Genomic DNA, 21,896 nt, shown 5'->3' with positions numbered 1-21,896 from the left:
CGTGTCCAGCCGGTCCAGCCGGTCCAGCCGGTCCAGCCGGTCCAGCCGGTCCAGCCGGTCCAGCCGGCCGGGCAGCCACCAGGCGCCCCGGCCGGCGAGCGCGAGCACCGCCGGTACGAGCGTCACGAGGACGGCGAAGGCGTCGACGGCCACACCGACGGCGAGGGCGAGGGCGAACGCCGATGGGCTGGATGGGCACCGGCGGCCGTGGCGCGGCCGCCGAGGTCCCGTCCCTGGCCGCGCGGGTCAGTTCCCGCAGGACAGCGGGTGCATACGTTTCCTTCACCACCCGTGAAACGGGACGACCGAGGAGGCAGGCTCGTGACGGAAAGCCAGTTGGACACGTGTGTGATCGGGGCGGGGCCCGCCGGGCTGGCGGTCGCCAGGGCGCTGACCGAGCGGAAGCTGCCGTACACACATCTGGAGCGGCACACCGGGCTCGGCGGGATCTGGGACATCGAGAATCCCGGCGGGCCGATGTACGAGTCGGCGCACTTCATCTCCAGCCGGACCCTGTCGGGCTTCAGCGGCTTCCCCATGCCCGATCACTTCGCGGACTATCCGCCGCACCGGCAGATCCTGTCGTACCTGCGGTCCTTCGCCGACGCCTACGGGCTGACGGACCGGATCGAGTTCGGCGTCGGGGTGGAGAGCGTCGAGAAGAACGCGGACGGCACCTGGACGGTCGTCCGGGCCGACGGGCAGGAGAGCCTGCACGGGCAGGTCGTGGTGTGCACGGGCTCCCAGTGGCACCCCAACACCCCGGACATCCCTGGGCAGTTCAGCGGGGAGATCCGGCACACGGTCGGCTACCGCAGCGCGGAGGAGCTCCGGGGCAGGCGAGTGCTGGTCGTGGGTGCGGGGAACTCCGGCTGTGACATCGCGTGCGACGCGGCCCGGGCGGCCGACCGCGCGGTGATCAGCATGCGGCGCGGCTACTGGTTCATCCCCAAGCATCTCTTCGGGCGGCCGGTGGACACCATCGCCAACAGCGGTCCACATCTGCCGATGTGGCTGGCGCAGCGGGTCTTCGGCGGTCTGCTGCGGATCCTGAACGGTGATCCGACCCGGCTGGGGCTGCAGAAGCCGGACCACAAGCTGTTCGAGACGCACCCGGCCATCAACTCGATGCTGATCCACCACCTCCAGCACGGCGACATCACCGCCCGGCCCGGCATCGCCCGCGCCGAGGGCAGCACCGTGCACTTCACGGACGGCACGAGCGACGACTTCGACCTGATCCTGTTGGCCACCGGCTTCGTCCACAAAGTCCCGGTCGCGCAGCGGTACTTCGGCGACGAACAGCATCCCGACCTGTATCTGTCGTCGTTCTCGCGCGAGCACCGGGGTCTGTTCGGCATCGGGTTCGTGGAGACGAACGCCGGGGCGTACCAACTCTTCGACATGCAGGCACAGTTGATCGCCGGGTATCTGCACGACGCGCGCCATGGGCTGGCCAACGCCGAGCGGTTCACGCAGATGATCCGCGCCGACCGGCCGGATCTGTCCGGCGGGCTGAAGTTCGTCGCCTCGCCCCGGCACACCGGCTACGTCGACAGCGGGGCGTTCGTGAAGTACCTCGGCAAGGTGGCCCGGCAACTGGGCTGGCGCACCGAGGGCCAGGCGCCGCCGGTGCGGTCTCCGCGGAAAGTGGGGGCGGCGGCATGAGGCGGTTCGACTTCACCGACAAGGTCGTGCTGGTGACGGGCGGCGCGGGCGGTATCGGCAGTGCGCTGTGCCACCGTTTCGCGGCGGGCGGCGCGCGCTGTGTCGTCGTCGACATCGACGGGGCCCGCGCCGAGCGGGTGGCCGCCGCGCTGCCCGGTGCCGGGCACTCGGGTATCGGCTGCGATCTGACCCAACGCGCCCAGCTGGAGGGGCTGTTCGAGCGGGTCGGCGAGGTGCACGGCCGACTCGACGTGTTGGTGAACAACGTGGGCATGACCAACTCGGAGCGGTTCGACGCGCGCAGCGTCGAGAGCATCGAGCAGGAGATCACCCTCAATCTGACCTCCCCCCTGGTCGCCACCCGGATCGCGATCCCCCTGCTGAAGGCCTCGCGGGATGCCCGGGTGGTCACCACCGTCTCCCTGGGCGGGATCTTCCCGCTGGGCGAGACCCCGATCTACACGGCGTCCAAGTTCGGGCTGCGCGGCGCGATGCTCGCCATCGGCCTGGATCTGCGCGCCAGGGGCATCCTGGCGGGGTCGGTGCTGCCCTCGGCGACGGACACCCGGATGCTGCGCCAGGAGGCCGTGGACGGCGGCAACTCCATGCAGTTCCAGGACCGGCCGCAGCAGCCGGCGAACGTCGTCGCGGCCGTGGTGAGCCTGCTGGACAGGCCACGCCTTGAGGCCTACCCCCGGTCCGGCGAGTCCCGTCTGGTCCGGTGCGCGATGCTCGTACCGAACCTGCTGCCCAGGATCTTCCCCCTGTTCCGCAAGCGCGGCGACCGCGGCATGGCCCGCTATCTGGAGGAGCTCCGCAGTCGCGGACTGGCCCGACAGACCGACGGGCGCTGGGAGTTGGTGGAGGAGGCATGACCAGGAACGAGAGCCTGACCGTCGTCAACCCGGCCACCGGCGAGCCACTCACCACCCTCCCCGCCGCGAGCGCCGACGACGTCACCAAAGCCGCCGAGCAGGCACGGCTCGCCTACGACTCCGGGGTGTGGTCGCGGCTGCCGGTCCGCGAGCGGAGTGCCGTACTGCTCCGCCTTGCCGACCTGATGGAACGGGACGCCGAACTCCTCGCCCGCCTCGACTGCGAGGACGCGGGCAAGCCGATCACGGAGTGCCGTACGGGGGACGTGCCGGGGGCGATCGAGGCGGTCCGCTGGTTCGCCGAGGCGGCCGACAAGGTCTTCGGCCGCATCGCGCCGGGCGGGTCCGACGCGCTCGGTCTCGTCGGCCGCGAGCCGGTCGGTGTCGGCGCGGCAATCCTGCCGTGGAACTACCCACTGGCGATGGCCAGTTGGAAGGTCGGCCCCGCGCTGGCCGCCGGCAACTGTCTCCTCGTCAAGCCCGCCGAGGCCACCCCGCGCTCGGCCCTCCACCTCGCCGCCCTCGCCACCGAGGCCGGCCTGCCCGCCGGCGTCCTCACGGTACTGCCCGGCTACGGCGATGAGGCCGGCACCGCCCTCGCCCACGACCCGCTCGTCCGGGCGCTCTCCTTCACCGGCTCCACCGCCACCGGCCGCCGCGTCCTCAGGGCCGCCGCCGACAGCAACTTCAAACGCGTCTCCCTGGAGATGGGCGGCAAGAGCCCCCAGGTGCTGATGGCCGACGCGCTCTCCTACGGCGACGGGCTGATCGGCGACATGATCGAGGCCGCGTTCCTGACGACGGGACAGAACTGCACTGCCGGCTCAAGGGTGTTGGTGCACCGGAGTATCGCCGAGGAAGTCGTGGAGCGGTTCACCGCGGCGGCACGGGACCTCGTCGTCGGCGATCCGGCGGACCCGCGGACCCAGCAGGGGCCGCTCATCGACCGCGCCGCCTTCGACCGGGTGGCAGGGGCCGTCGACGCCGCCCGCGCGGGCGGGGCACAGATCCACACCGCGGGACTCCCCCACGGGCTCCCCGCGCGCGGCGCCTACTACCCGCCCACCGTGATCACCCGCGCCCCCGCCGAAAGCGCCGTACTCACAAGGGAGTTGTTCGGTCCCGTGGTCACCGTCGAGACCTTCGGCTCCGAGGAGGAGGCGGTACGGATGGCGAACGCCACCGAGTACGGGCTCGCCGCCTCCGTCTGGACCCGCGATCTCGACACCGCGCTGCGGCTGGCCCGTGACATCGAGGCGGGCGTGGTCTCCGTCAACTCCTACAGCGAGGGGGACATCACCACCCCGTTCGGCGGCTGGAAGCAGTCCGGGTTCGGCGGGGCGGAGAAGTCGACGAACGCCTTCGACCAGTGGACGCGGGAGAAGACGGTCTGGATCCGCAGCCGTTGACCGGTCAAGCGCGGTGCGCCGCCGCCCGGAGCAGCCGCTCCCGCAGCTGGACCGGGGAGGTACCGTGCCAGCGGCGCACCGCGCGGCGCAGGGCGCGTTCGTCGGAGAAGCCCGCCCGGTGGGCGATGTCACGCAGCGTCAACTCCGGGCGCAGCAGCAGCTGTTCGACACGTTCCCGGCGCACGCCCTCGGCCAGTGCCTCGTAGGTGGTACCGCAGTCGGCCAGTCGGCGGCGCAGCGTCCGCTCGCTCGTCGCGTGCCGTCGCGCCTGGTCACCGAAGGACGGGATGACCGGGAGGCTCTGCGCGACGGACACCTCCAGCACTTCGAGGAGGTCCTGTTGGTCGGTACGGGACGCCAGTTGGGCGTCGAGCGTCTCCAGGGTCGAGGCGTACGTCACCGGGTCCCGGCCGGGCATCGGGGCGCGGGCCCACGCCGGGTCGATGACGATGCGGTCGGCCGGGGCGCGGAAGCGGACCGGGCAGCCGAACACGGCGTCGTACAGGGCGTGTTGACGAGGCGGCGGGGCGGCGAACTCCACCACGCGCGGGGCGAAGTCCGGGCCGATGGCCAGTCGGGACACGGTGACCACGGAGGCGAGCCCCTCCTCGACGAGGAAGGTGGCCACGCTCGGGTCGACGGCGGGATCGGGGAGGTCGGCGCGCAGGACGAAGGCGCCGTCCTCGTCCACGCCGGTCGACCACATGGTCATCGCGCCGGAGAGGTTCTGGTACTTCACACCGGTCTCGATGGCGTGGCGCAGGGTGTCGGCGGCCAGTAGCGCGAAGCCGAGCAGACCCCACGCGGTGAGGTGCTGCGCCGCGCCGACCTTCAGACCCAGCCGCTCGTCCCCGGTGAGCTCCATCGCACGCCGAATCACCGCGCTGCCCTGCCGGTACGACACCCGTAGCGCGGCGGACCGCATGAGCGTCTCGTCCAGGCCGACCTGGCTCAGCAGGGGCCGCAGGTCGATGCCGCGTTCGTCGGCGACGGTGACGAGATAGCGCAGGATGTTCGGCTGGATCGTCGCCGATGTGCTGCGGCTGGTCCCGTGCGGGTCCGCCGGGGCGGGGTCGGGGAACATCGCACTCACCTCCTCGTGGGCGACCACCGTAAGCACCCGGGCCGCACCGGTCGTAGCTGCTGGCCGCCGGAGTCCCCTCAACGGCCCCCGGCGTCCTGCGTCCGTCCCGCACCGCCTGACTACGGTCTCTGCATGTCAGTCAGCGCTCCAGAACGGGCGGAGAGCGGGCGTCGCTCCGCCAGGACGGGCGCCCGAAAGGTGGCGACTCTCGCGTTCGCCGCTCAGGGTGTGTCCGTGGCCGCCGTGTACACGACCGTCCCCGCGGTCACCGAGCACCAGGGGCTGTCCCCGCTCCTGACGACCACCACGCTGGTCGCGGTCGCCCTGGCGGCCGGGTTCGGCAGCTTTCTCGGGCTGGCCGCGGTCCGGGTCGCCGGTCCGGTCACCACGATGCGCGGCGCCCTGCTCACGGCCGCCGTCGCGCTCACCCTGATCGGCCAGGCGCCCGGCCCGCAGACCGCCGTCTGCGCCTACGTCCTCTTCGGTCTCGCCGTGGGCGGCCTCGACGTCGGGGTCAACACCAGGGCCGCCGCGATCGAACACGCCTACGGCCGTAGCGTCTTCGGCTCCTTCTACACGGCGTGGAGCGTGGGCGGTGTGCTCGCGGCCCTGCTCACCGCCGGGGCGGCCCGTCTCGATCTGCCCGCGGGCGACGGCCTGGCCGTGCAGGCGGGCCTCCTGCTGCTCGTCGCCGCCTGTCTGCGCACGCACATCCTTACGTCGCTCTCCTCCCAAGGGCCGTCGGCGCAAACGCCGTTGGGGCGCCGGCTGTGGCTGCGCCTGCTCCCCTTCGGACTGGTCCTGCTCGTCGTGTACGTCGTGGACTCGACGGTCTCCGCCTGGTCGGCGGTCTATCTGCGGGGGACCCTCGCCGCGTCGCTCACGGTCGCGCCGATGGCGTACGCGGCGTACCAGGCCGGCACGGTCGTCGGCCGCGCGAGCGTGGACCGGCTGGTGCATCGGGTCGGGACCGTCGCCGTCGTCCGCACGGCCACCCTGGTGGTGGCGGGTGCGCTGGCGGGCATGGCCATGGCTCCGAGCTGGCCGTTCGCCGTGCTCGCGGCCGGGGTGGTGGGCCTGGGGGCGTCGGTGCTGGCCCCGCTGTGTCTGGCCTCCGCCGCACGGCTGCGCCCGGCCGCCTCGGAATCGGTCCTGGCCCGGCTGAACCTCTTCAACTACGCGGGTGTCCTCACCGGCGGCGCGGTGAGTGGACTTCTCGGTTCCACCGGCGAGTTCCGACTCGCGTACGCGGCACCGGCCGCCCTGGCGCTGCTCGTCCTGGCCGGGGCCCGGCACTTCACCCGGCCGCCGGGGACATCCGAGGCGTAGCAGACAAGCCAGGCGATGGGCGGGGCATGGCCAGTCCTGGCTCGCGTACGCCGCATCAGCCCCCTCGGCGCTGCTCGTCCTGGCCGACGCCCGGCACTTCACCCGGCCGCTCGGGACATCCGAGGCGTAGCAAACAAGCCAGGCGATGGGCGGGATATGGCCAGTCCATGGGTAGGCGGCAATCGGTCGTTCAACCGGCGCTGCCAGCGTCGCGCCCATGAACACTCCTCGCATGGGCCTTCCCGACCGGCTCGCCGACACCCTGAGCATGCCCGAGCAACACGAGTACCTCCGCCGTGCCTTCTCCCGTCGCGGTCTGCTGCGCGGCGGCGCGGTCGCCGCCACCGGTGTCGCCCTCACGGGCGGCGGGGGTGTCGCGGCCGCGGCGACGCCCACGCTGGTGCCGGCGTCCACGACGTCCGCCGTGCACGGTTCGCTGGTGGCGCCGTTCGGCCGGCACCTGGCCTACGGCGCCGATCCCCGGACCCAGATGCGCGTCTCGTGGCAGGTCCCCCTGCCGGTGAGCAAGCCGTTCCTGCGGATCGGCAGAAGCCCCCTCGACCTGAGCCACCGCATACCGGCGGAGGTGCGCGACCTGTTCACACCGGCCGGGATCGGCAAGAGCGCCGACATCGACCAGTACTACGTGCACGCGGCCCTGGACAACCTCAGCCCGGACACGACGTACTACTACGGCGTCGGCCACGACGGCTTCGACCCCGCCGACCCGGGCGCCGCGCACACCGTCTACTCCTTCACCACCGCGCCCCGCAGGCACAGCACGCGGCCGTTCACGTTCACCGCATTCGGTGACCAGAACCCGAGTTACACCTCGATCGGCCTCAACTCCCTTGTGCAGGCGCAGAGTCCGGCCTTCCACCTGCACGCGGGTGACATCTGCTACGCCGAGGAGACCGGCCACGGGCTGCCCGGGGACGCGGGCAACTACGACGCCCGCCAGTGGGATTCGTTCCTGGCGCAGATCGAGCCGCTCTCCAGCCGGGTGCCGTGGATGGTGGCGTTCGGCAACCACGACATGGAGTCCTGGTACTCCCCCAACGGGTACGGCGGCAACGAGGCCCGTTTCACCCTGCCCGGCAACGGCTTTGACGCGTCGTCGGCTCCCGGCGTCTACTCCTTCGTCCACGGCAACGTGGGCGTGGTCTCGGTCGACGCGAACGATGTGTCGTACGAGATCCCCGCCAACATCGGCTACACCGGCGGCAAGCAGACCGCCTGGCTCGACAAGCGGCTCGGTGAACTGCGGGCCCGTACGGACGTCGACTTCGTCGTCGTCTTCCACCACCACTGCGCCTTCTCCACCACCAGCTCGCACGCCTCCGAGGGCGGGGTGCGCGAGCAGTGGGTGCCGCTGTACGAGAAGCACCATGTGGACCTGGTGGTCAACGGCCACAACCACGTCTACGAGCGCACCGACCCGGTCGTCCAGGACAAGGCCGTACGAACCCTGCCGATCGGCGGCACCCACGAGCCGGCCAAGGGCGGTGTGGTGTACGTGACGGCGGGCGCGGGCGGCGAGAGCGTGTACAGCTTCCCGGTGGCCGACAGCTACGAGGGGCACGAGGACGCGATCGACTCGGTGCCGACTTACTGGACCGGCAAGGACGGCAAGGTCACCGAGAACGTCGACTGGTCCCGGGTGCGCTATACCGGCTACTCGTTCATCCGCGTCGACGTCGCCCCCGCCGCACCGGGCCGTACGACGACCCTCACGGTCCGGGCACTGGCCGCGACCGGCGCGGAGGTCGACCGGTTCACGGTCTCCCGCAGGGTCAAGAAGGCCGGGCACAGCTACTAGCAGGACATGGAGCGGCGGCCACCGGCGCGATGCCGGTGGCCGCGGTCCACGAGTGGCGTCTCAACTCGCCCTGGCGAGCAGGGCCTTGGTGTGGCGGCGGGGTTCCAGGGCCGCCGCCACGAGGTAGCTGCCGCCGCCCGCGAGGGCCAGCACCCAGTACAGGGGCGCGCCGTGGAGGACGAGCGCGGCGGAGGAGGTGAGGGCGAGCCAGGTGCCGAGCATGTACTGGAGGCGGTCGCGGTACACGGAACCCCCGGCGAGGTAGAGGAGTCCCACGACGAGCCCGGACGCGGTGGGCCACATCAGGGTGTGCACCTTCTGCTCGTCGAGGGCCGCGCTCAGCGCGGTGATGATCAGGAACAGGGAGCCGAAGCCGATCGGCCAGGACGCGGCGAGCAGGTTCCCGGCCAGCGCTTCGGGGCCGAGGACTCCGCGCAGCGCCTTGACGGCTTCCCTTTCGGTCTCTGGGCCACGAATCTGCGGACACTTCCGATATCGGCATCGGGAACAGCGAATCCCTTGCACGGAACGTGCGGAGATGTGCGCTCGGGATATGCCGAACCCCTGAGCTGCGATATATTTCACGCCTCAACTGACGTTGCTCGTAGGCGTTTTACCCTGACCCCCGCCCTTCGCGAATTCCTTTCGCCGTGGACGGGGGCCGCCCGTTTCCCCTCCGTGATACGCCTCACCGAAAGCCCTCCGCTCCGTGGCCATGACCCTGCACGAGGACCGGCCGCCCGCCGGTCGCCATGCAGCCGTTCCGTCCGGCAGTCTTTTCCGACGGATCTACGCACCCCGCACCAGTGACGCCCTGGCGTTCTCCATGTCGACGTACGCCATGCCGCTCCTCGTCCTGACGATCACCCGGTCCCCGTCGCTCACGGGCCTGGCGTTCGCGCTGGAGTGGACGCCCCGGATCGCCGCGTTCGTGCTGGCCGGCAACGTGGTGGACCGGCGCGGCGCGGCCATCGTGTGCTTCCTGGCCTCGCTGCTGCGGGCCCTGGTGCTGGCCGGGGCGGCGGTCACGCTGGCCGTACTGCCGCGCGGCACCGCGGAGACGGTGACCGTGCTGGTACTGGCCGCGGTGACCGGCACGCTCACCCAGTTCAGCTTCGTCGCCAACGAGGCGGTGGGCGCGATCGTGACCCGGCGGGCCCAACACCGGCCGCACGGAGTGCAGTCGGTCCTCATCGGTATCGACCAGACCGCGATGCTGGTCGGTCCCCTGCTCGCGGGCTTCCTGCTGCTGGTGGGACCAGGATGGATGCTCGGGTGTCTGACCGCGCTGTCCCTGCTGGCCGCCGTGCTCGGCCTGCAGACCCCGCCCACCCCGCTGCGCTCCGCGCGTCCCGACGGCGAACGGACACCCGGCGGGCTGCGGACCGGGCTGCGCATGCTGCGCAGACTGCCCGCGCTGCGCTGGCTGGTGGCGGGTCTGGCCTGCTCCAATCTCGCGCTCGGGCTGCTCCAGTCGGCCAGCCCCGTGATCGTGGTGGAGAACTTCGGCCGCTCCTCCGCCGACGTCGGCACGCTGTGGTCCGCCGCCGCGGCCGCGACCCTACTGGCGGTCACCTGCTGCCGGCTCGCGCTGAGCCGACTCGACCTGTGGGGTGTGGGGGTGGTGTGCGCGACCTTCGCGTCGGCGGCCTGCCTGGCTCTCCCGCAGGCCCCGTCCTACGCCGCGTACACGGTCCTCGTCGCGCTGTTCATGGCGGGCGACGGCGGCCTCACCGTCGTACTGCGCACCCTGCGTTCCCTGGTCATCCCGGCCACGGCCTTCGGCACCACGCTCTCCCTGACCATGCTGCTCCTGCTGCTGCCGTTCCCGGTGGCCGGCATCCTCGTCGCCCTCACCCCGCCGGCCCACCTCGGCACGGCCGTCCTGTGCTGCGCCGCCGTCCAGGCGGTCGCCCTGGCCATCACCTTCGTACGCCTGCGCAACGAGCCCACACTGCGCGCGACCGCCGACCGACCACCCAGGTCCGCCCTCCCCAACGAGCCGTCGGCGACGCCGCGTTGACGGCCCGCGCCCGGCGGTAGTTCGGTTGACCACGCGCCGGGCGGCTGCGCAGGCTCGCACGGCGCCGACCGGCCCGAACCCGAGACCCCTGAGCCAGGACGAGGAGAACCCGGCCCGCCACCCTTTCGACAGCGGGCCGTGGCGCGAGTGGTCCGCTTCCCCGGACCGGGCCGCCGGATACCGGTCCACCCGAACCTCTCCTACGACGATCCCGACCTGCACGACCGGGCCCCGGACCCGACCCGGTGCTGCTGAACGACATGGCGGAACGGATTGCGGAGTCCCTCCCTGCGACGGCCCGAGGACGTCGTGGGGCAGCCCGCTCCCGGGCTCCTCGCCCGACCATCCGCGGGGCCGGCTCGTGGTGCACGCCGGCCACGGTGTGGGAGGACGAGCCGGTGGTCCCTGCGCGGCGCACGGTGCCGCCTTCGTCTGTCTCGACGTGTGCTTCTTCCATCCCTTCGTCCGTCCCGGCGACGACGGCAACGCCCGGCCCTTCGACTGTCACCTCAGGGAGACCCGGCAACGCGCCCGCGGACAATCGCCGCACTGGCCCGATCGCCGGCCACTTCTCTATGTCGGTAGGTGAATTGCACAGGGATTTCGAAGAGGAAGAGCACGAAATCTCCAGTATCGGATTCAGCACCCTGGAAGTGAGTGACATGGGCACCCGCACGACACTCTCGTGGTGCCCCCCGCCATGGCGGATCCGCCCCTCAAGGCGGTGGGGGCACTCGGCCCCACCGCCTGAGCACCGCCCGCGCTCAGGCCCAGGCCGTCACCGGCACGAACGAGCTGTCCGTGCGGAAGAGGTCCGTGCCGTCGGTCGGGTCCACCCGGAGTTGGTAGTTGTAGTGGCGCAGGTAGTAGCCGGGGTAGTTGTACGACTCGAAGCGGAGCGCGCCGGTCGTGGTGCCGGTCCGGGCGTAGAACGTGGCGTCCTTCGCGAACGTCGTCGTGCCGTCGTTGGCGTCGAAACGGCCCCGGAAGTCGTAGTGGCGCAGGTAGTTGCCCGCGCTGTCACGGAAGGAGAAGCCGGTGGCGTCGGCGAGGCCCGCGACGACCGTGAACGTGGACGCCTGCTTCAGCGCGGTGGTGCTGGCGCTGGTCACCACCGGCAGGTTGAGCAGGGCGGACTGTTCCTGCCAGTAGCGGGTCGTGTAGTTGGCGGACCGGAAGGAGCGGGTGACGCCGGTCGCGAGGCTCGGGCCGCCGGACACGGTCTCCTTGATGACGGTGAAGTGGCGCGCCGTGCCGGAGAGCGTGGTGAGCGCGGTCGGCGCGGACCAGGTGGCGAAGGTGTCGTAACTGTCGCTGTAGTAGTAGTTGCCGTCGCCGTAGCCGTCGAAGAAGATCCGCCAGCCGCCGTTGTCGAGCTGGACGACCGAGGGGCCCTCGCGGTAGCTGCCCCAGCCGGCCCAGTCGCCGGTCTTCGAGATCGTGTAGGGGCCGGTGAGGCTGGTGGCGGTGGCGTACTCGATGTACTTGGCCGTCTCGTTCTTGGTGAAGGCGTGGTAGGTCGAGCCGATGCGCACGATGTAGGTGTCGATGTGGTTGGAGCCGATGCCGGACAGGGCGACCGGCGAACTCCAGTCCACCAGTGCGGAGTTGGTGGCCTTCAGCCGGTACGGGGTGAAGATCCACTCGTCGTCGGTGGTCGAGCAGGACACGATGACGTTGACACTGCCGTCGCTGTCGACGAACCACTCGGGGGCCCAGGCTCGGGACAGATTGGTGATCGGGACCGTGTAGTCGTAGAGGAAGGTCCAGTCGACGCGGTCGGCGCTGCGGGCGAAGCCGATGGTGGTACTGACGTCCTCCCAGGTGTGGGTGGTGTACGTCAGGTAGTAGTAGCCGTCGGTGTGCTTGAACACGCTGGCGTCGCGGATGCGGTTGCTGGGCGGGGTGTAGGCCGAGGCCTGGACGAGGCGGAAGTCGGTGGCGTCGTCGGACTGGTAGACGTTGACCGTGCCGTCGTCGCTGTTGAGGAACGGGACGATCGTGTAGCGGGTGGCGTAGCCGGCGGCCGGGGCGGCGGCCAGGGCCGTGCCGAGCAGTCCGGGGGCCTCGGCCACGGCGAGTGCCGAGACGGGCAGGGCGGCCAGCGCGCGCAGCAGGGCACGGCGGGACGGTGTGGAGGGACGTGTGGTCACGGGCGGCTCTCCCGGAGACTCGGACGTTCGCCATGTCGAACGCGGTTCGTGAATTCGATCAGAAGGTAGGGGTGGGTCAGGAACACGTCAATGGTTTGCGCAGTGCTGGAAGATCTCTGTGGGAAGCCTGTGGCGAGCCGTCAACCATAGACGCCACGCGGGAAGTTGCCGCATCCGCACCGCACCGGGCTCCCGGCCGTTACCGTTCGGTAGACCCCGCGCCCCGGAGGTACCGTCATGACGCCCGACCGTTCCCCAGGCCTGGCCGAGTCCGCCCGCGCGCTGGCCGCCGGCGAGGTGACGGCACGCACCCTGACCGAGCGGGCGCTGGCCCGGATCGAGGCAACTCAGGCCTCCCTCAACGCCTTTCGGATCGTACGGCGGGAGGCCGCGCTCGCCGAGGCCGACGCGGCGGACCGCGAACTGGCCGCCGGAGTACGCACGTTGCTCCTCGGGGTGCCGGTCGCCGTCAAGGACGACATGGACGTGGCGGGCGAGCCGACCGCGTTCGGCTGCCGCGGCGAGTTCCCGCCGGTGGCGGAGGACGGCGAGGCGGTACGGCGGCTGCGAGCGGCCGGGGCCGTCGTCGTCGGGAAGACCAACACCTGCGAGTTTGGGCAGTGGCCGTTCACCGAGGGGCCGGCGTTCGGCGCGACCCGCAATCCGTGGAACTCCCGCCATACGCCCGGGGGTTCGTCCGGCGGATCGGCGGCGGCCGTCGCGGCGGGACTGGTCCCGGCCGCGCTCGGCTCGGACGGCGCCGGTTCGGTGCGCATCCCCGCCGCCTGGACCCATCTCATCGGCGTCAAACCGCAGCGCGGACGCATCTCGACCTGGCCGCGCGGCGAGTCCTTCCACGGCATCACCGTCAACGGCGTCCTCGCCCGTACGGTCGCGGACGCGGCCCTGCTCCTGGACGCGGCGAGCGGCAACCACGCTCGGGACCCGTACCGCCCGCCCGCGGTCGGCATGACGGAGGCGGTGGGCCGTGACCCGGGCCGACTGCGCATCGCGCTCTCCCTGAAGCCGCCGTTCACCGCGCTGCCCGCCCGGCTGCTCCCGGACGTACGGGCTCGGGTGCTGGAACTCGCCGAGAGACTGGCCCAGTTGGGCCACACGGTCGTAGCGGATGATCCGCCGTACGGCCAGATCGGGCTGACCCTGATCCCGCGCGCCACCGCAGGTATCGCCGAGCGGGTCCGCGAGGCACCGCACCCCGAACTCCTCGACCGCCGCACCCTGGACGCCGCCCGCCTCGGCCGGCTGCTCGGCGGGGCACCGCTGCGGGCGGCCCGGCGCGCGGAAGCGACCCTGCACGACCGGTTCGGCGCGTTCTTCGGCAGATACGACCTGGTCCTCGCGCCGACAACAGCCGCTCCCCCGCCTGCTGTTGGCGCGATGCTCTCCTTGAACGGCCTGGCCACCGACCGCGCGATGGTCGCCACGTGTCCCTACGCGTGGCCGTGGAACGTCCTCGGCTGGCCCGGCGTCAACGTCCCCGCCGGCTTCGTCGCAGGCGGACTCCCGGTCGGCGCCCAGCTGTTGGGGCCGGCGAACAGCGAGCCCCTCCTGCTGTCGCTGGCCGCGCAGCTGGAGGCGGACCTGCGCTGGCACGAGCGGTGGCCGAAGCAGGTCACCGCGGATTCCCCGGCGGCATAGGCGGTTTGGGCCCGTACCCTGTGACCATGGAAGACGCGTCGATGGTCGGGCTGATGGGGCGGGTCACCGGGGCGGTCGGACCCGGTCTCGTCGGTGAGGTGATCGTCCGGGTGCGCGGCGGCGCGGAGCACTTCCTCGCGTACGCCGCCACCGGCACTGACCGGATCGAGCGGGGCACGGTGGTGATGGTCGTGGAATACCTGCCGCCACGTACCGTCTACGTAACGGCGGCGTACGACAGTTGAGCGTGCTCCCCCGCAGGTGAGAGCAGTTTCAAGGGCGTTCGCGTCAAGATTGCAACAAGGATCCGTCAGCGTCTGTACCCCGGTGTCGCACAGGCGCACACTCCCTTCGTTCGGTGCCGAAAGGGCACCATCAAAAGGGGGCGTATGCCGATGGTCATCGGCGTCGTAGCGGGGGTGGCGGTTGTCGCCGTCCTCGTACTGATCGGTCTGTTCAAGTCGATGTGGCGGGTCGCCGAGCCCAACGAGGCACTCATCATCTCCGGCTCGAAACACCGTACCGAAGGCCTCGAAGAGGGCATGGGGTTCCGCATCGTCACGGGGCGCGGCACGCTGGTGCTGCCGGGTGTGCAGGCGGTGCGGAAGATCTCGCTGGACCTCAACGAGACCGAACTGCACGTGGATTGCGTGACCACCCAGGGCATTCCGCTCAAGGTGCGGGGCGTGGTCATCTTCAAGGTGGGCGACGACTTCGTGTCGATCGCCAACGCGGGCCGTCGTTTCCTCGACCAGCAGAAGATGATGTCGGAGCGGGTGCACAACGTCTTCGCCGGTCATCTCCGGTCCATCGTGGGCGGGTTGACGGTCGAGGACATGATCCGCGACCGGGAGAAGCTGACCGGCCAGACCCGTGCCGCGTGCGGTACGGAGATGGAGAAGCTGGGTCTGATCGTGGACTCGCTGCAGATCCACGAGATCGAGGACCCGACCGGGTACATCAAGAACCTCGCGATGCCGCACGCCGCCGCCGTGCAGCGGGACGCGCGCATCGCACAGGCCGAGGCCAACCGCCTTGCCACCGAGGCCGAGCAGAAGGCCGCGGCGCGGATGTCGGAGGCCACCCGGGACAGCGAGATCCTCCAGGCCGGCTACCAGGCCGAGCGCGACAAGGCGGCGGCGAAGGCCCGCCAGGCCGGACCGCTCGCGGACGCCGCCGCCCGGCAGGACGTCGTCGTCCAGGAGACCCGGATCGCCGAACTCGACGCCCTGCGCCGGGAACAGCAGCTCCAGGCGGACGTCCGCAAGCCCGCGGACGCCCAGGCGTACGAGACCCGGGCCCGGGCCGAGGCCGAGCGTGACGCGCGGATCTCCGCCGCGCAGGCCAAGGCGAAGGAGACCGAGTTGGCGGCCATGGCCGAGGCGAGCCGGATCAAGACGGCCGCGAACGCCGAGGCCGAGGCGACCCAGGCGCGAGGTGCCGCGGCCGCGACGGCGACCAGGGCCACCGGTGAGGCCGAGGCCGCAGCCGCCCAGGCGAAGGGTCTGGCCGCAGCCGAGGCGACCCGGGCCCAGGGTCTCGCCGAGGCGGAGGCCATCAAGGCGCGGGCCGCGGCCCTCGCCGAGAACCAGGAAGCGGTGGTCGCGCAGCAACTCGCCGAGAACTGGCCGGAGATCGTACGGGCCGGCGCGTCCGCGTTCGGCAGCGTCGACAACATGGTGGTCCTCAACGGGGCCGACGGCATGGCCGAGATGCTCGCCAAGGCGCTCACCATGGGCGGCACGGGTCTCGGTCTGGCCCGCCAGCTGCTGGCCACGATGAACCAGAACGGGCAGACCCCGAACGGGACTTCGGCCCTCAACGGGAGCGTGGCACCGCCGTCGCAGAAGGTGCCGGTGGAGAAGGACGAGAAGTGACGTCGACGGGAGGCTGACGTACGGGTCACGGGGGACACCCTCTAAGGTGCCCCCCGTGACCGCGTTTACCGATGAGAACGTCCCGGGCCGCTTCGGCCCCTCCGCCACCACCGAGGCCGACCCGCGCGAGGTCGGCAGGGTGCGTACCGAGTACTCCCCCGCGCACGACGGCGACCCGGACCCCGGTGAGATCGTCTGGACCTGGGTGCCGTTCGAGGAGAACGACGGCCGGGGCAAGGACCGCCCGGTCCTCGTCGTGGCCCGTGAGCCCGGCGGGACCCTGCTCGCCGTCCAGCTCTCCAGCAAGCGCCACGACGGCGACCGCGAGTGGGTGGCGATCGGCAGCGGCCCGTGGGACAAGTCCGGCCGCGACTCGTGGGTCGACGTGGACCGCGTCCTGCGCCTGCACGAGGACGGCATGCGCCGGGAGGCGTGCGCGATCGACCAGATGCGCTTCAACCTCGTCCGCCACCGGCTGCACGAGCGCTACGGCTGGACCTGAGCGGCTACTTCTGGAGCTGACGCTCCGGAAAGGCCCGTACGAAGGCTTCCCGGACCGTGGCACCCGGTGTGCGGTCCAGGACGCCGAACACCACGTGCTCGAAGGCCGCGGCGAACCGTCCGCCCGGCCCGAGCAGCGCGTGGAAGGCGCCCGCGACCTGCGCCGGGTCGTTCCGGAACACCCCGCAGCCCCAGGCCCCAAGGACCAGCCGCCGGTAGCCGTGCGCGAGCGCCGTCTCCAGCACCCGCTCCGCCCGTACGGCGACGGCGCCCGGCAGCTCGGTGGCGCGCTCCGGTGCCGTGCGCAGGACGACCCCCGCGTTCGGCGCGGCGGCGGTCAGAAAGCCGGCGGTGTACGGCTCGTCCAGGAGGCGGCCCTTGTCGTCGCGGAAGACGGGGACGGCCGGTGAGTGGATGACCCGGTCCGTGTAGAACGAGTCGCGGTGGGCGCGGTGACGATCGTAGAAACCGCGGGCCTCAAGGAGGCAGGTGTACAGCGCGGAGGCGCGGCACAGGGCCTCTTCCTGGGCCTGGGCGCCGTTGAGGAAACCGCCGCCCGGATTGCGGGCCGAGGCGAAGTTGAGTACCGCGACCGGGCCGGTGAGCCGGCGGGCGGCCTCCAGGCTGCTCTCGCCCGTGACCTCGATGAACGTGTCCACCGGTGAGAACTCCGGTATGCGCACCGGCTCCGGTCCGTACAGGCGGGTGCCGGCGCGGGCCGCCTCGATCCCGTCCGCGACGGACACCTCGCGCCCGTCCGCCGTGCGATAACCACCGGCCGCGACGATCTGCTCGGTCTGCTGCGCGATGCCGCGCAGGCGCGCGCTCATGGCATAACCCCCGTGTACGCCATGAGAGCGCGCCCCGCGATCTCCCCCGTGTTCTCCCCCGTCGTGCTCATACCTGCATCGTGAGCCATGCTGGTCGTGCGGTGCAACGGAGTTTCGGGCCCCGCGAACGGCCGGCGAACCGGAGATTACCGATCCCGAACGTGGCAATACGCACCCTTGTGCGACCAGCCGCGAGGGTCTTGGGTGGGACGGGTGTGCCGACCCGGGCCAAACAGAAACCGGGCCGGTGGCATGGTGGAATCTCAGGAGGATCCCGACATGTCCGATACGGCAAGTGACTGCAGCGACTGTACGGAGCCCCGTACCGCGGTCACCGAACCCGAGGTGGAGGCCCTGGTCAGGGGCATCTGCTTCAAGACCGGTCCGCCCCGAACCCTCGGGGTCGAAGTGGAATGGCTCGTCCACGAGCTGCGGCTGCCGCAGCTCCCCGTGACACCCGAACGACTCGAAGCGGCCTACGCCGCGTTGAAGACCGTGCACCTGAGGTCGGCGCTCACCGTCGAGCCCGGCGGCCAGCTGGAACTGAGCTCGTCGCCCGCCGCCTCCCTGATGGAGTGCATCGGTTCCGTCTCCGAAGACCTCGACACCGTCCGCGCGGTGCTGGCCCGCGACAACCTGGGGCTGGTCGGCGTCGGCCACGATCCCTGGCACCCGCCGCGCCGGTTCCTGCACGAGCCGCGCTACGACGCCATGGAGCGCTGCCTCGACCGCACCGGCCCCGCGGGCCGCCGCATGATGTGCACCTCGGCGTCCGTGCAGGTGTGCCTGGACGCGGGCTACGAGGAGCCGGGGCCGCTCGGCCACGGGCGGCGCTGGTGGCTGGCGCACCAGCTGGGCGCGGTGCTGGTGGCCGCGTTCGCCAACTCCCCGCTGGTCGGCCGCAGCCCCACGGGCTGGCGTTCCTCCCGGCAGCTGATCTGGATGGAGATCGGCCCCGGGCGGGCCGGCGCGCCCCCGCTGGACGCGGAGCCGCGCGGCGCCTGGGCCGAGCACGTCCTCGACTCGCCGGTGATGTGCGTCCGGCGCGAGGACGGCCCGTGGGACGTACCCGAGGGGCTGACCTTCCGGGAGTGGACCCGTTCGTCCACTCCCCCGACCCGTGACGACCTCGACTACCACCTCACGACCCTGTTCCCGCCGGTCAGACCGCGCGGCCATCTCGAACTGCGCATGATCGACGCGCAGCCCGGGGACGACGGCTGGGTCGTGCCGCTCGCGGTGACGACGGCGCTGTTCGACGACCCGGAGGCCGCCGAGACCGCGTACCGGGCCGTGAAGCCGCTGGCCGAGCGGTCCCTGGGGCTGCCCGCGCCGCACAATCCGCTGTGGATCGACGCGGCCCGCTACGGACTGTCCGACCCGGAGCTGCACGAGGTGGCGCTCGTCTGCTTCGCGGCGGCCCTGGAGGCGTTGCCCCGGCTGGGCGCGAGCGCCGGGGTCGTGGACGCCGTCCGCGCGTACTTCGACCGCTATGTCATCCGGGGCCGCTGCCCCGCCGACGATCTGCTCGACCGCGTGCGTGGCACGGACAGCCGCCCGCACGGGAAGGACATCCGCACATGACCGACGCCGACACCAGCGTTGATGACATCGATATCGAGGCGCTCAGGGAACGGGCGCTGACCACCCTCACCACGGCCCGGGACCGCACCACGCTCCTGACGAGCTGCGTGGACGAGCCCGAACTCACCGCCCAGCACTCGCCGCTGATGTCCCCGCTGGTCTGGGACCTCGCGCACATCGGCAACCAGGAGGAGCTGTGGCTGCTGCGTGCCGTCGGCGGCCGGGACGCGATGCGGCCCGAGATCGACGGCCTCTACGACGCGTTCGAGCACCCGCGCTCCGAACGCCCCTCGCTGCCGCTGCTGCCGCCCGCCGAAGCACGGCAGTACGCGGCCGAGGTGCGCGGCCGGGTGACGGACGTACTGGCCGACTCGACGTTCCGCGGGACGCGGCTGACGGAGGCGGGCTTCGCCTTCGGGATGGTCGCCCAGCACGAACAGCAGCACGACGAAACGATGCTGATCACCCATCAACTCCGCACGGGCCCACAGGCGTTGACGGCCCCCGACCCCGACCCGGTACCGCTGTTCACCGGCCCGGCCGAAGTCCTCGTCCCCGGCGGCCCGTTCACCATGGGCACCTCGACCGAGCCCTGGGCCCTGGACAACGAGAAGCCCGCGCACCGGCGTGAAGTGGCCCCCTTCTACATCGACAGGACCCCGGTGACCAACGGCGCGTATCTCGCGTTCATCGAGGACGGCGGCTACGACGACCCGCGCTGGTGGACCAAGGAAGGCTGGGCGCACATCCGCCGCAACTCCGTCGTCGCACCGCTGTTCTGGCGCAAGGACGGCAAGCAGTGGCTGCGGCGCCACTTCGGCGCGACGGAGGCCGTACCGCCCGACGAGCCCGTCCTGCACGTGTGCTGGTACGAGGCCGACGCCTACGCCCGCTGGGCCGGACGCCGGCTCCCCACCGAGGTGGAGTGGGAGAAGGCGGCCCGCCACGACCCGGTGACCGACCGCTCGATGCGCTATCCGTGGGGCGACGCCGACCCGGCCCCGGAGCACGCCAACCTCGGCCAACGGCACCTTCGCCCGGCCCCCGCAGGCAGCTATCCGGACGGCGAATCACCGCTGGGCGTACGCCAGTTGATCGGTGACGTGTGGGAGTGGACGTCGAGCGACTTCCTGCCCTACCCGGGGTTCAGGGCCTTCCCGTACAAGGAGTACTCGGAGGTGTTCTTCGGCCCCGAGTACAAGGTGCTGCGGGGCGGTTCGTTCGCGGTGGACGAGGTGGCCTGCAGGGGCACGTTCCGCAACTGGGACTATCCGATCCGGCGACAGATCTTCTCCGGGTTCCGCACCGCCCGCTCGGGGGCCGTCTGATGTGCCGTCACCTGGCATACCTGGGAACCGAGGAGCCGCTCGGCCGGCTCCTCGTGGACCCGGAGCACAGCCTGTACCGGCAGTCGTGGGAACCCCGGCGGCAGCGGCACGGTACCGTCAACGCCGATGGTTTCGGGGTGGGTTGGTACGCCGAGGGCGACCCGGTGCCGGGCCGCTACCGGCGGGCCGTGCCCATCTGGGGCGACCAGTCCTTCGCCGACCTGGCCCGTGTGGTCCGCTCGGGGGCGCTGCTGGCCGCCGTACGGGACGCGACGTTCGCGGGCGCGGACGGGGAGGCCGCGGCGGCCCCGTTCGCCACGGGCCCCTGGCTGTTCAGCCACAACGGCGCCGTCACCGGCTGGCCGCAGACGCTCGCGGCACTCGCCCAACGCCTGCCCCCGGTCGACCTGTTGTCCCTCGATGCCCGCTGCGACTCGGCATTCGTCTGGGCGCTGGTCCTCGGCCGGCTGCGGGCGGGCGACGAGGAGGGCCAGGCACTGGCCGACACGGTGCTGGAGGTGGCCCATGCCGCCCCCGGCTCCCGCCTCAACCTCCTTCTCACCAACGGCGAGTCGATCGCCGCGACGGCCTGGGGCGACACCCTCTGGTACCTCTCGGAGCCCGGCCGCCGCACGGTCGTGGCCTCCGAGCCCTACGACGACGACCCGCACTGGCAGGAGGTCCCCGACCGCACTCTGCTCACCGCGAACCGCGCCGAGGTCCTCCTCACCCCCCTGAAAGACCTCGCACCACCGAAGGAGCCCCGCACGTGAGTCCGTTCCTTCTCACCCGCACCCTGCCCGAGGACGCCACCGACGCGGCCCTGCGCGCCGACGTCCTGCACGGCCTCACCCGCACCCCGAAGACCCTCCCGCCGAAGTGGTTCTACGACGCCCACGGCAGCGAACTCTTCGAGCAGATCACCGAGTTGCCCGAGTACTACCCGACCCGCGCGGAACGGGAGATCCTCATCGACCGGGCCGGCGAGATCGCCGCCGCGACCGGCGCCCGGACGCTCGTCGAGCTGGGCTCCGGCTCCTCGGACAAGACACGCCATCTGCTCGACGCGTTCACCGACCTGGCGCTGTACGTCCCCGTCGACGTCAGCGAGAGCGCGCTCACCCAGGCCGGGCACGCCATCGTCGTGGAGCGGCCGGGGCTCGACGTACACGCCCTGATCGCGGACTTCACCGGCGCGCTGACGCTCCCGGAGACACCGGGACCGCGCCTGCTGGCATTCCTGGGCGGCACGATCGGCAACCTGCTGCCGGCCGAACGCGCCACGTTCTTCGCCGGTCTCCGCGCGCTGCTCTCACCCGGCGACGCGCTGCTGCTCGGCACGGACCTGGTCAAGGACGAACAGGTCCTGGTCAGGGCGTACGACGACGCGGCCGGGGTGACGGCCGCGTTCAACAAGAACGTCCTGACCGTGGTGGACCGCGAGCTGGGCGCCGACTTCGACGCCACCGCCTTCGACCACGTGGCCCTCTGGGACGCCGACAACGAGTGGATCGAGATGCGGCTGCGGTCCCGCACGGACCAGACCGTGAAGATCCCGGCGCTCGATCTCGCCGTCGACTTCGCGGCCGGCGAGGAGCTGCGCACCGAGATCTCGGCGAAGTTCCGCAAGGAGGGCGTGCGCAGCGAACTGGCGGCGGCCGGGCTGGAGTTGGCCCACTGGTGGACCGACCAAGAGGGCCGCTTCGCGCTGTCATTGAGCGTGGTGCGCTGACATCGGGTGACGGGCCGTCTCGCGT

Annotated in this window: 18 protein-coding genes and 1 pseudogene; 14 read left to right on the top strand and 5 right to left on the bottom strand. The window is 71.6% G+C overall.

Translation table 11 applies throughout. From position 1 onward, the window contains the following. A pseudogene (locus ACWDEW_RS32190) lies at window positions 1–168 on the bottom strand (MMPL family transporter); the annotation flags it as partial. 153 nt (window positions 169–321) lie between these two features. Here ACWDEW_RS32190 and ACWDEW_RS32185 point away from each other — a divergent pair. Genes ACWDEW_RS32185 through ACWDEW_RS32175 form a run of 3 tightly spaced genes read left to right on the top strand, consistent with a single transcriptional unit; the run spans window position 322 to window position 3,952 of the window. Continuing rightward, on the top strand, window positions 322–1,668 hold the full coding sequence (locus tag ACWDEW_RS32185) for a flavin-containing monooxygenase (RefSeq protein WP_450517426.1): 1,347 nt from the start codon (window positions 322–324) through the stop codon (window positions 1,666–1,668). Further along, window positions 1,665–2,543, top strand: coding sequence for an SDR family NAD(P)-dependent oxidoreductase (locus tag ACWDEW_RS32180; protein WP_450517425.1), 879 nt, complete (start codon window positions 1,665–1,667; stop codon window positions 2,541–2,543). The genes ACWDEW_RS32185 and ACWDEW_RS32180 overlap by 4 nt, the downstream gene beginning before the upstream one ends. Then, window positions 2,540–3,952 (top strand): aldehyde dehydrogenase family protein, encoded by a 1,413-nt coding sequence (locus ACWDEW_RS32175; protein WP_450517423.1) that lies wholly within the window; start codon window positions 2,540–2,542, stop codon window positions 3,950–3,952. The genes ACWDEW_RS32180 and ACWDEW_RS32175 overlap by 4 nt, the downstream gene beginning before the upstream one ends. Window positions 3,953–3,956: 4 nt before the next feature. Here the strand turns inward: ACWDEW_RS32175 and ACWDEW_RS32170 are convergent, their stop codons facing one another. Further along, window positions 3,957–5,036, bottom strand: a complete 1,080-nt coding sequence (locus tag ACWDEW_RS32170) for an AraC family transcriptional regulator (protein ID WP_450517422.1) — start codon at window positions 5,034–5,036, stop codon at window positions 3,957–3,959. Between the two features lie 198 nt (window positions 5,037–5,234). Between ACWDEW_RS32170 and ACWDEW_RS32165 the strand changes: the two genes are divergently transcribed. Together ACWDEW_RS32165 and ACWDEW_RS32160 are read left to right on the top strand one after the other, a co-directional pair. Beyond that, window positions 5,235–6,365, top strand: a complete 1,131-nt coding sequence (locus ACWDEW_RS32165; protein ID WP_450517420.1) for an MFS transporter — start codon at window positions 5,235–5,237, stop codon at window positions 6,363–6,365. Window positions 6,366–6,582: 217 nt separating this feature from the next. After that, complete coding sequence (locus ACWDEW_RS32160; RefSeq protein WP_450517418.1) at window positions 6,583–8,184, top strand: purple acid phosphatase family protein; 1,602 nt, start codon at window positions 6,583–6,585, stop codon at window positions 8,182–8,184. 60 nt (window positions 8,185–8,244) lie between these two features. On the opposite strand, the gene ACWDEW_RS32155 is transcribed toward ACWDEW_RS32160, so the two are convergent. Then, window positions 8,245–8,709, bottom strand: coding sequence for a hypothetical protein (locus tag ACWDEW_RS32155; RefSeq protein ID WP_450517417.1), 465 nt, complete (start codon window positions 8,707–8,709; stop codon window positions 8,245–8,247). A gap of 190 nt (window positions 8,710–8,899) precedes the next feature. On the opposite strand from ACWDEW_RS32155, the gene ACWDEW_RS32150 reads away from it, so the two are divergent. Continuing rightward, the gene (locus ACWDEW_RS32150) at window positions 8,900–10,207 is read left to right on the top strand and encodes an MFS transporter (protein ID WP_450517415.1); all 1,308 of its coding nucleotides are present in this window, start codon (window positions 8,900–8,902) and stop codon (window positions 10,205–10,207) included. A 764-nt stretch (window positions 10,208–10,971) separates the two neighbouring features. Here ACWDEW_RS32150 and ACWDEW_RS32145 read toward each other — a convergent pair. Next, window positions 10,972–12,360 (bottom strand): glycoside hydrolase family 43 protein, encoded by a 1,389-nt coding sequence (locus ACWDEW_RS32145; protein WP_450517413.1) that lies wholly within the window; start codon window positions 12,358–12,360, stop codon window positions 10,972–10,974. 237 nt (window positions 12,361–12,597) lie between these two features. Here ACWDEW_RS32145 and ACWDEW_RS32140 point away from each other — a divergent pair, with 237 nt between their 5' ends. The 4 genes from ACWDEW_RS32140 to ACWDEW_RS32125 all read left to right on the top strand — a co-directional run bounded on the left by ACWDEW_RS32140 (window position 12,598) and on the right by ACWDEW_RS32125 (window position 16,398). Further along, window positions 12,598–14,019: an amidase gene (locus ACWDEW_RS32140; RefSeq protein ID WP_450517411.1), complete on the top strand. Its 1,422-nt coding sequence runs from the start codon at window positions 12,598–12,600 to the stop codon at window positions 14,017–14,019. A 26-nt stretch (window positions 14,020–14,045) separates the two neighbouring features. Further along, window positions 14,046–14,264 carry a hypothetical protein gene (locus tag ACWDEW_RS32135; RefSeq protein ID WP_234467570.1) on the top strand — a complete coding sequence of 73 codons (219 nt, stop codon included), beginning with the start codon at window positions 14,046–14,048 and terminating at the stop codon, window positions 14,262–14,264. A 144-nt stretch (window positions 14,265–14,408) separates the two neighbouring features. Continuing rightward, window positions 14,409–15,896 (top strand): flotillin family protein, encoded by a 1,488-nt coding sequence (locus ACWDEW_RS32130; RefSeq protein ID WP_450517408.1) that lies wholly within the window; start codon window positions 14,409–14,411, stop codon window positions 15,894–15,896. A gap of 55 nt (window positions 15,897–15,951) precedes the next feature. Next, entirely contained in the window at window positions 15,952–16,398 is a 447-nt protein-coding gene (locus ACWDEW_RS32125) for a type II toxin-antitoxin system PemK/MazF family toxin (RefSeq protein WP_362977667.1), read from the top strand. Window positions 16,399–16,402: 4 nt separating this feature from the next. Here ACWDEW_RS32125 and ACWDEW_RS32120 read toward each other — a convergent pair whose 3' ends face one another. After that, the gene (locus ACWDEW_RS32120) at window positions 16,403–17,227 is read right to left on the bottom strand and encodes a TIGR02452 family protein (protein ID WP_450517406.1); all 825 of its coding nucleotides are present in this window, start codon (window positions 17,225–17,227) and stop codon (window positions 16,403–16,405) included. Between the two features lie 279 nt (window positions 17,228–17,506). Between ACWDEW_RS32120 and egtA the strand changes: the two genes are divergently transcribed. Genes egtA through egtD form a run of 4 tightly spaced genes read left to right on the top strand, consistent with a single transcriptional unit; the run spans window position 17,507 to window position 21,871 of the window. Then, on the top strand, window positions 17,507–18,811 hold the full coding sequence (gene egtA / locus ACWDEW_RS32115) for an ergothioneine biosynthesis glutamate--cysteine ligase EgtA (RefSeq protein ID WP_450517404.1): 1,305 nt from the start codon (window positions 17,507–17,509) through the stop codon (window positions 18,809–18,811). Beyond that, on the top strand, window positions 18,808–20,139 hold the full coding sequence (egtB, locus tag ACWDEW_RS32110; protein ID WP_450517402.1) for an ergothioneine biosynthesis protein EgtB: 1,332 nt from the start codon (window positions 18,808–18,810) through the stop codon (window positions 20,137–20,139). The genes egtA and egtB overlap by 4 nt, the downstream gene beginning before the upstream one ends. Then, entirely contained in the window at window positions 20,139–20,912 is a 774-nt protein-coding gene (gene egtC / locus ACWDEW_RS32105) for an ergothioneine biosynthesis protein EgtC (protein ID WP_450517400.1), read from the top strand. The genes egtB and egtC overlap by 1 nt, the downstream gene beginning before the upstream one ends. Beyond that, the gene (gene egtD, locus ACWDEW_RS32100) at window positions 20,909–21,871 is read left to right on the top strand and encodes an L-histidine N(alpha)-methyltransferase (RefSeq protein ID WP_450517398.1); all 963 of its coding nucleotides are present in this window, start codon (window positions 20,909–20,911) and stop codon (window positions 21,869–21,871) included. Before egtC ends, egtD begins: the two co-directional genes overlap by 4 nt. Window positions 21,872–21,896 lie beyond the last annotated feature (25 nt).

The organism is Streptomyces sp. NPDC001100 (assembly GCF_053598575.1).
Note: the sequence above shows the minus strand (reverse complement) of the source record. Positions and strands in the feature narration are given on the sequence as shown.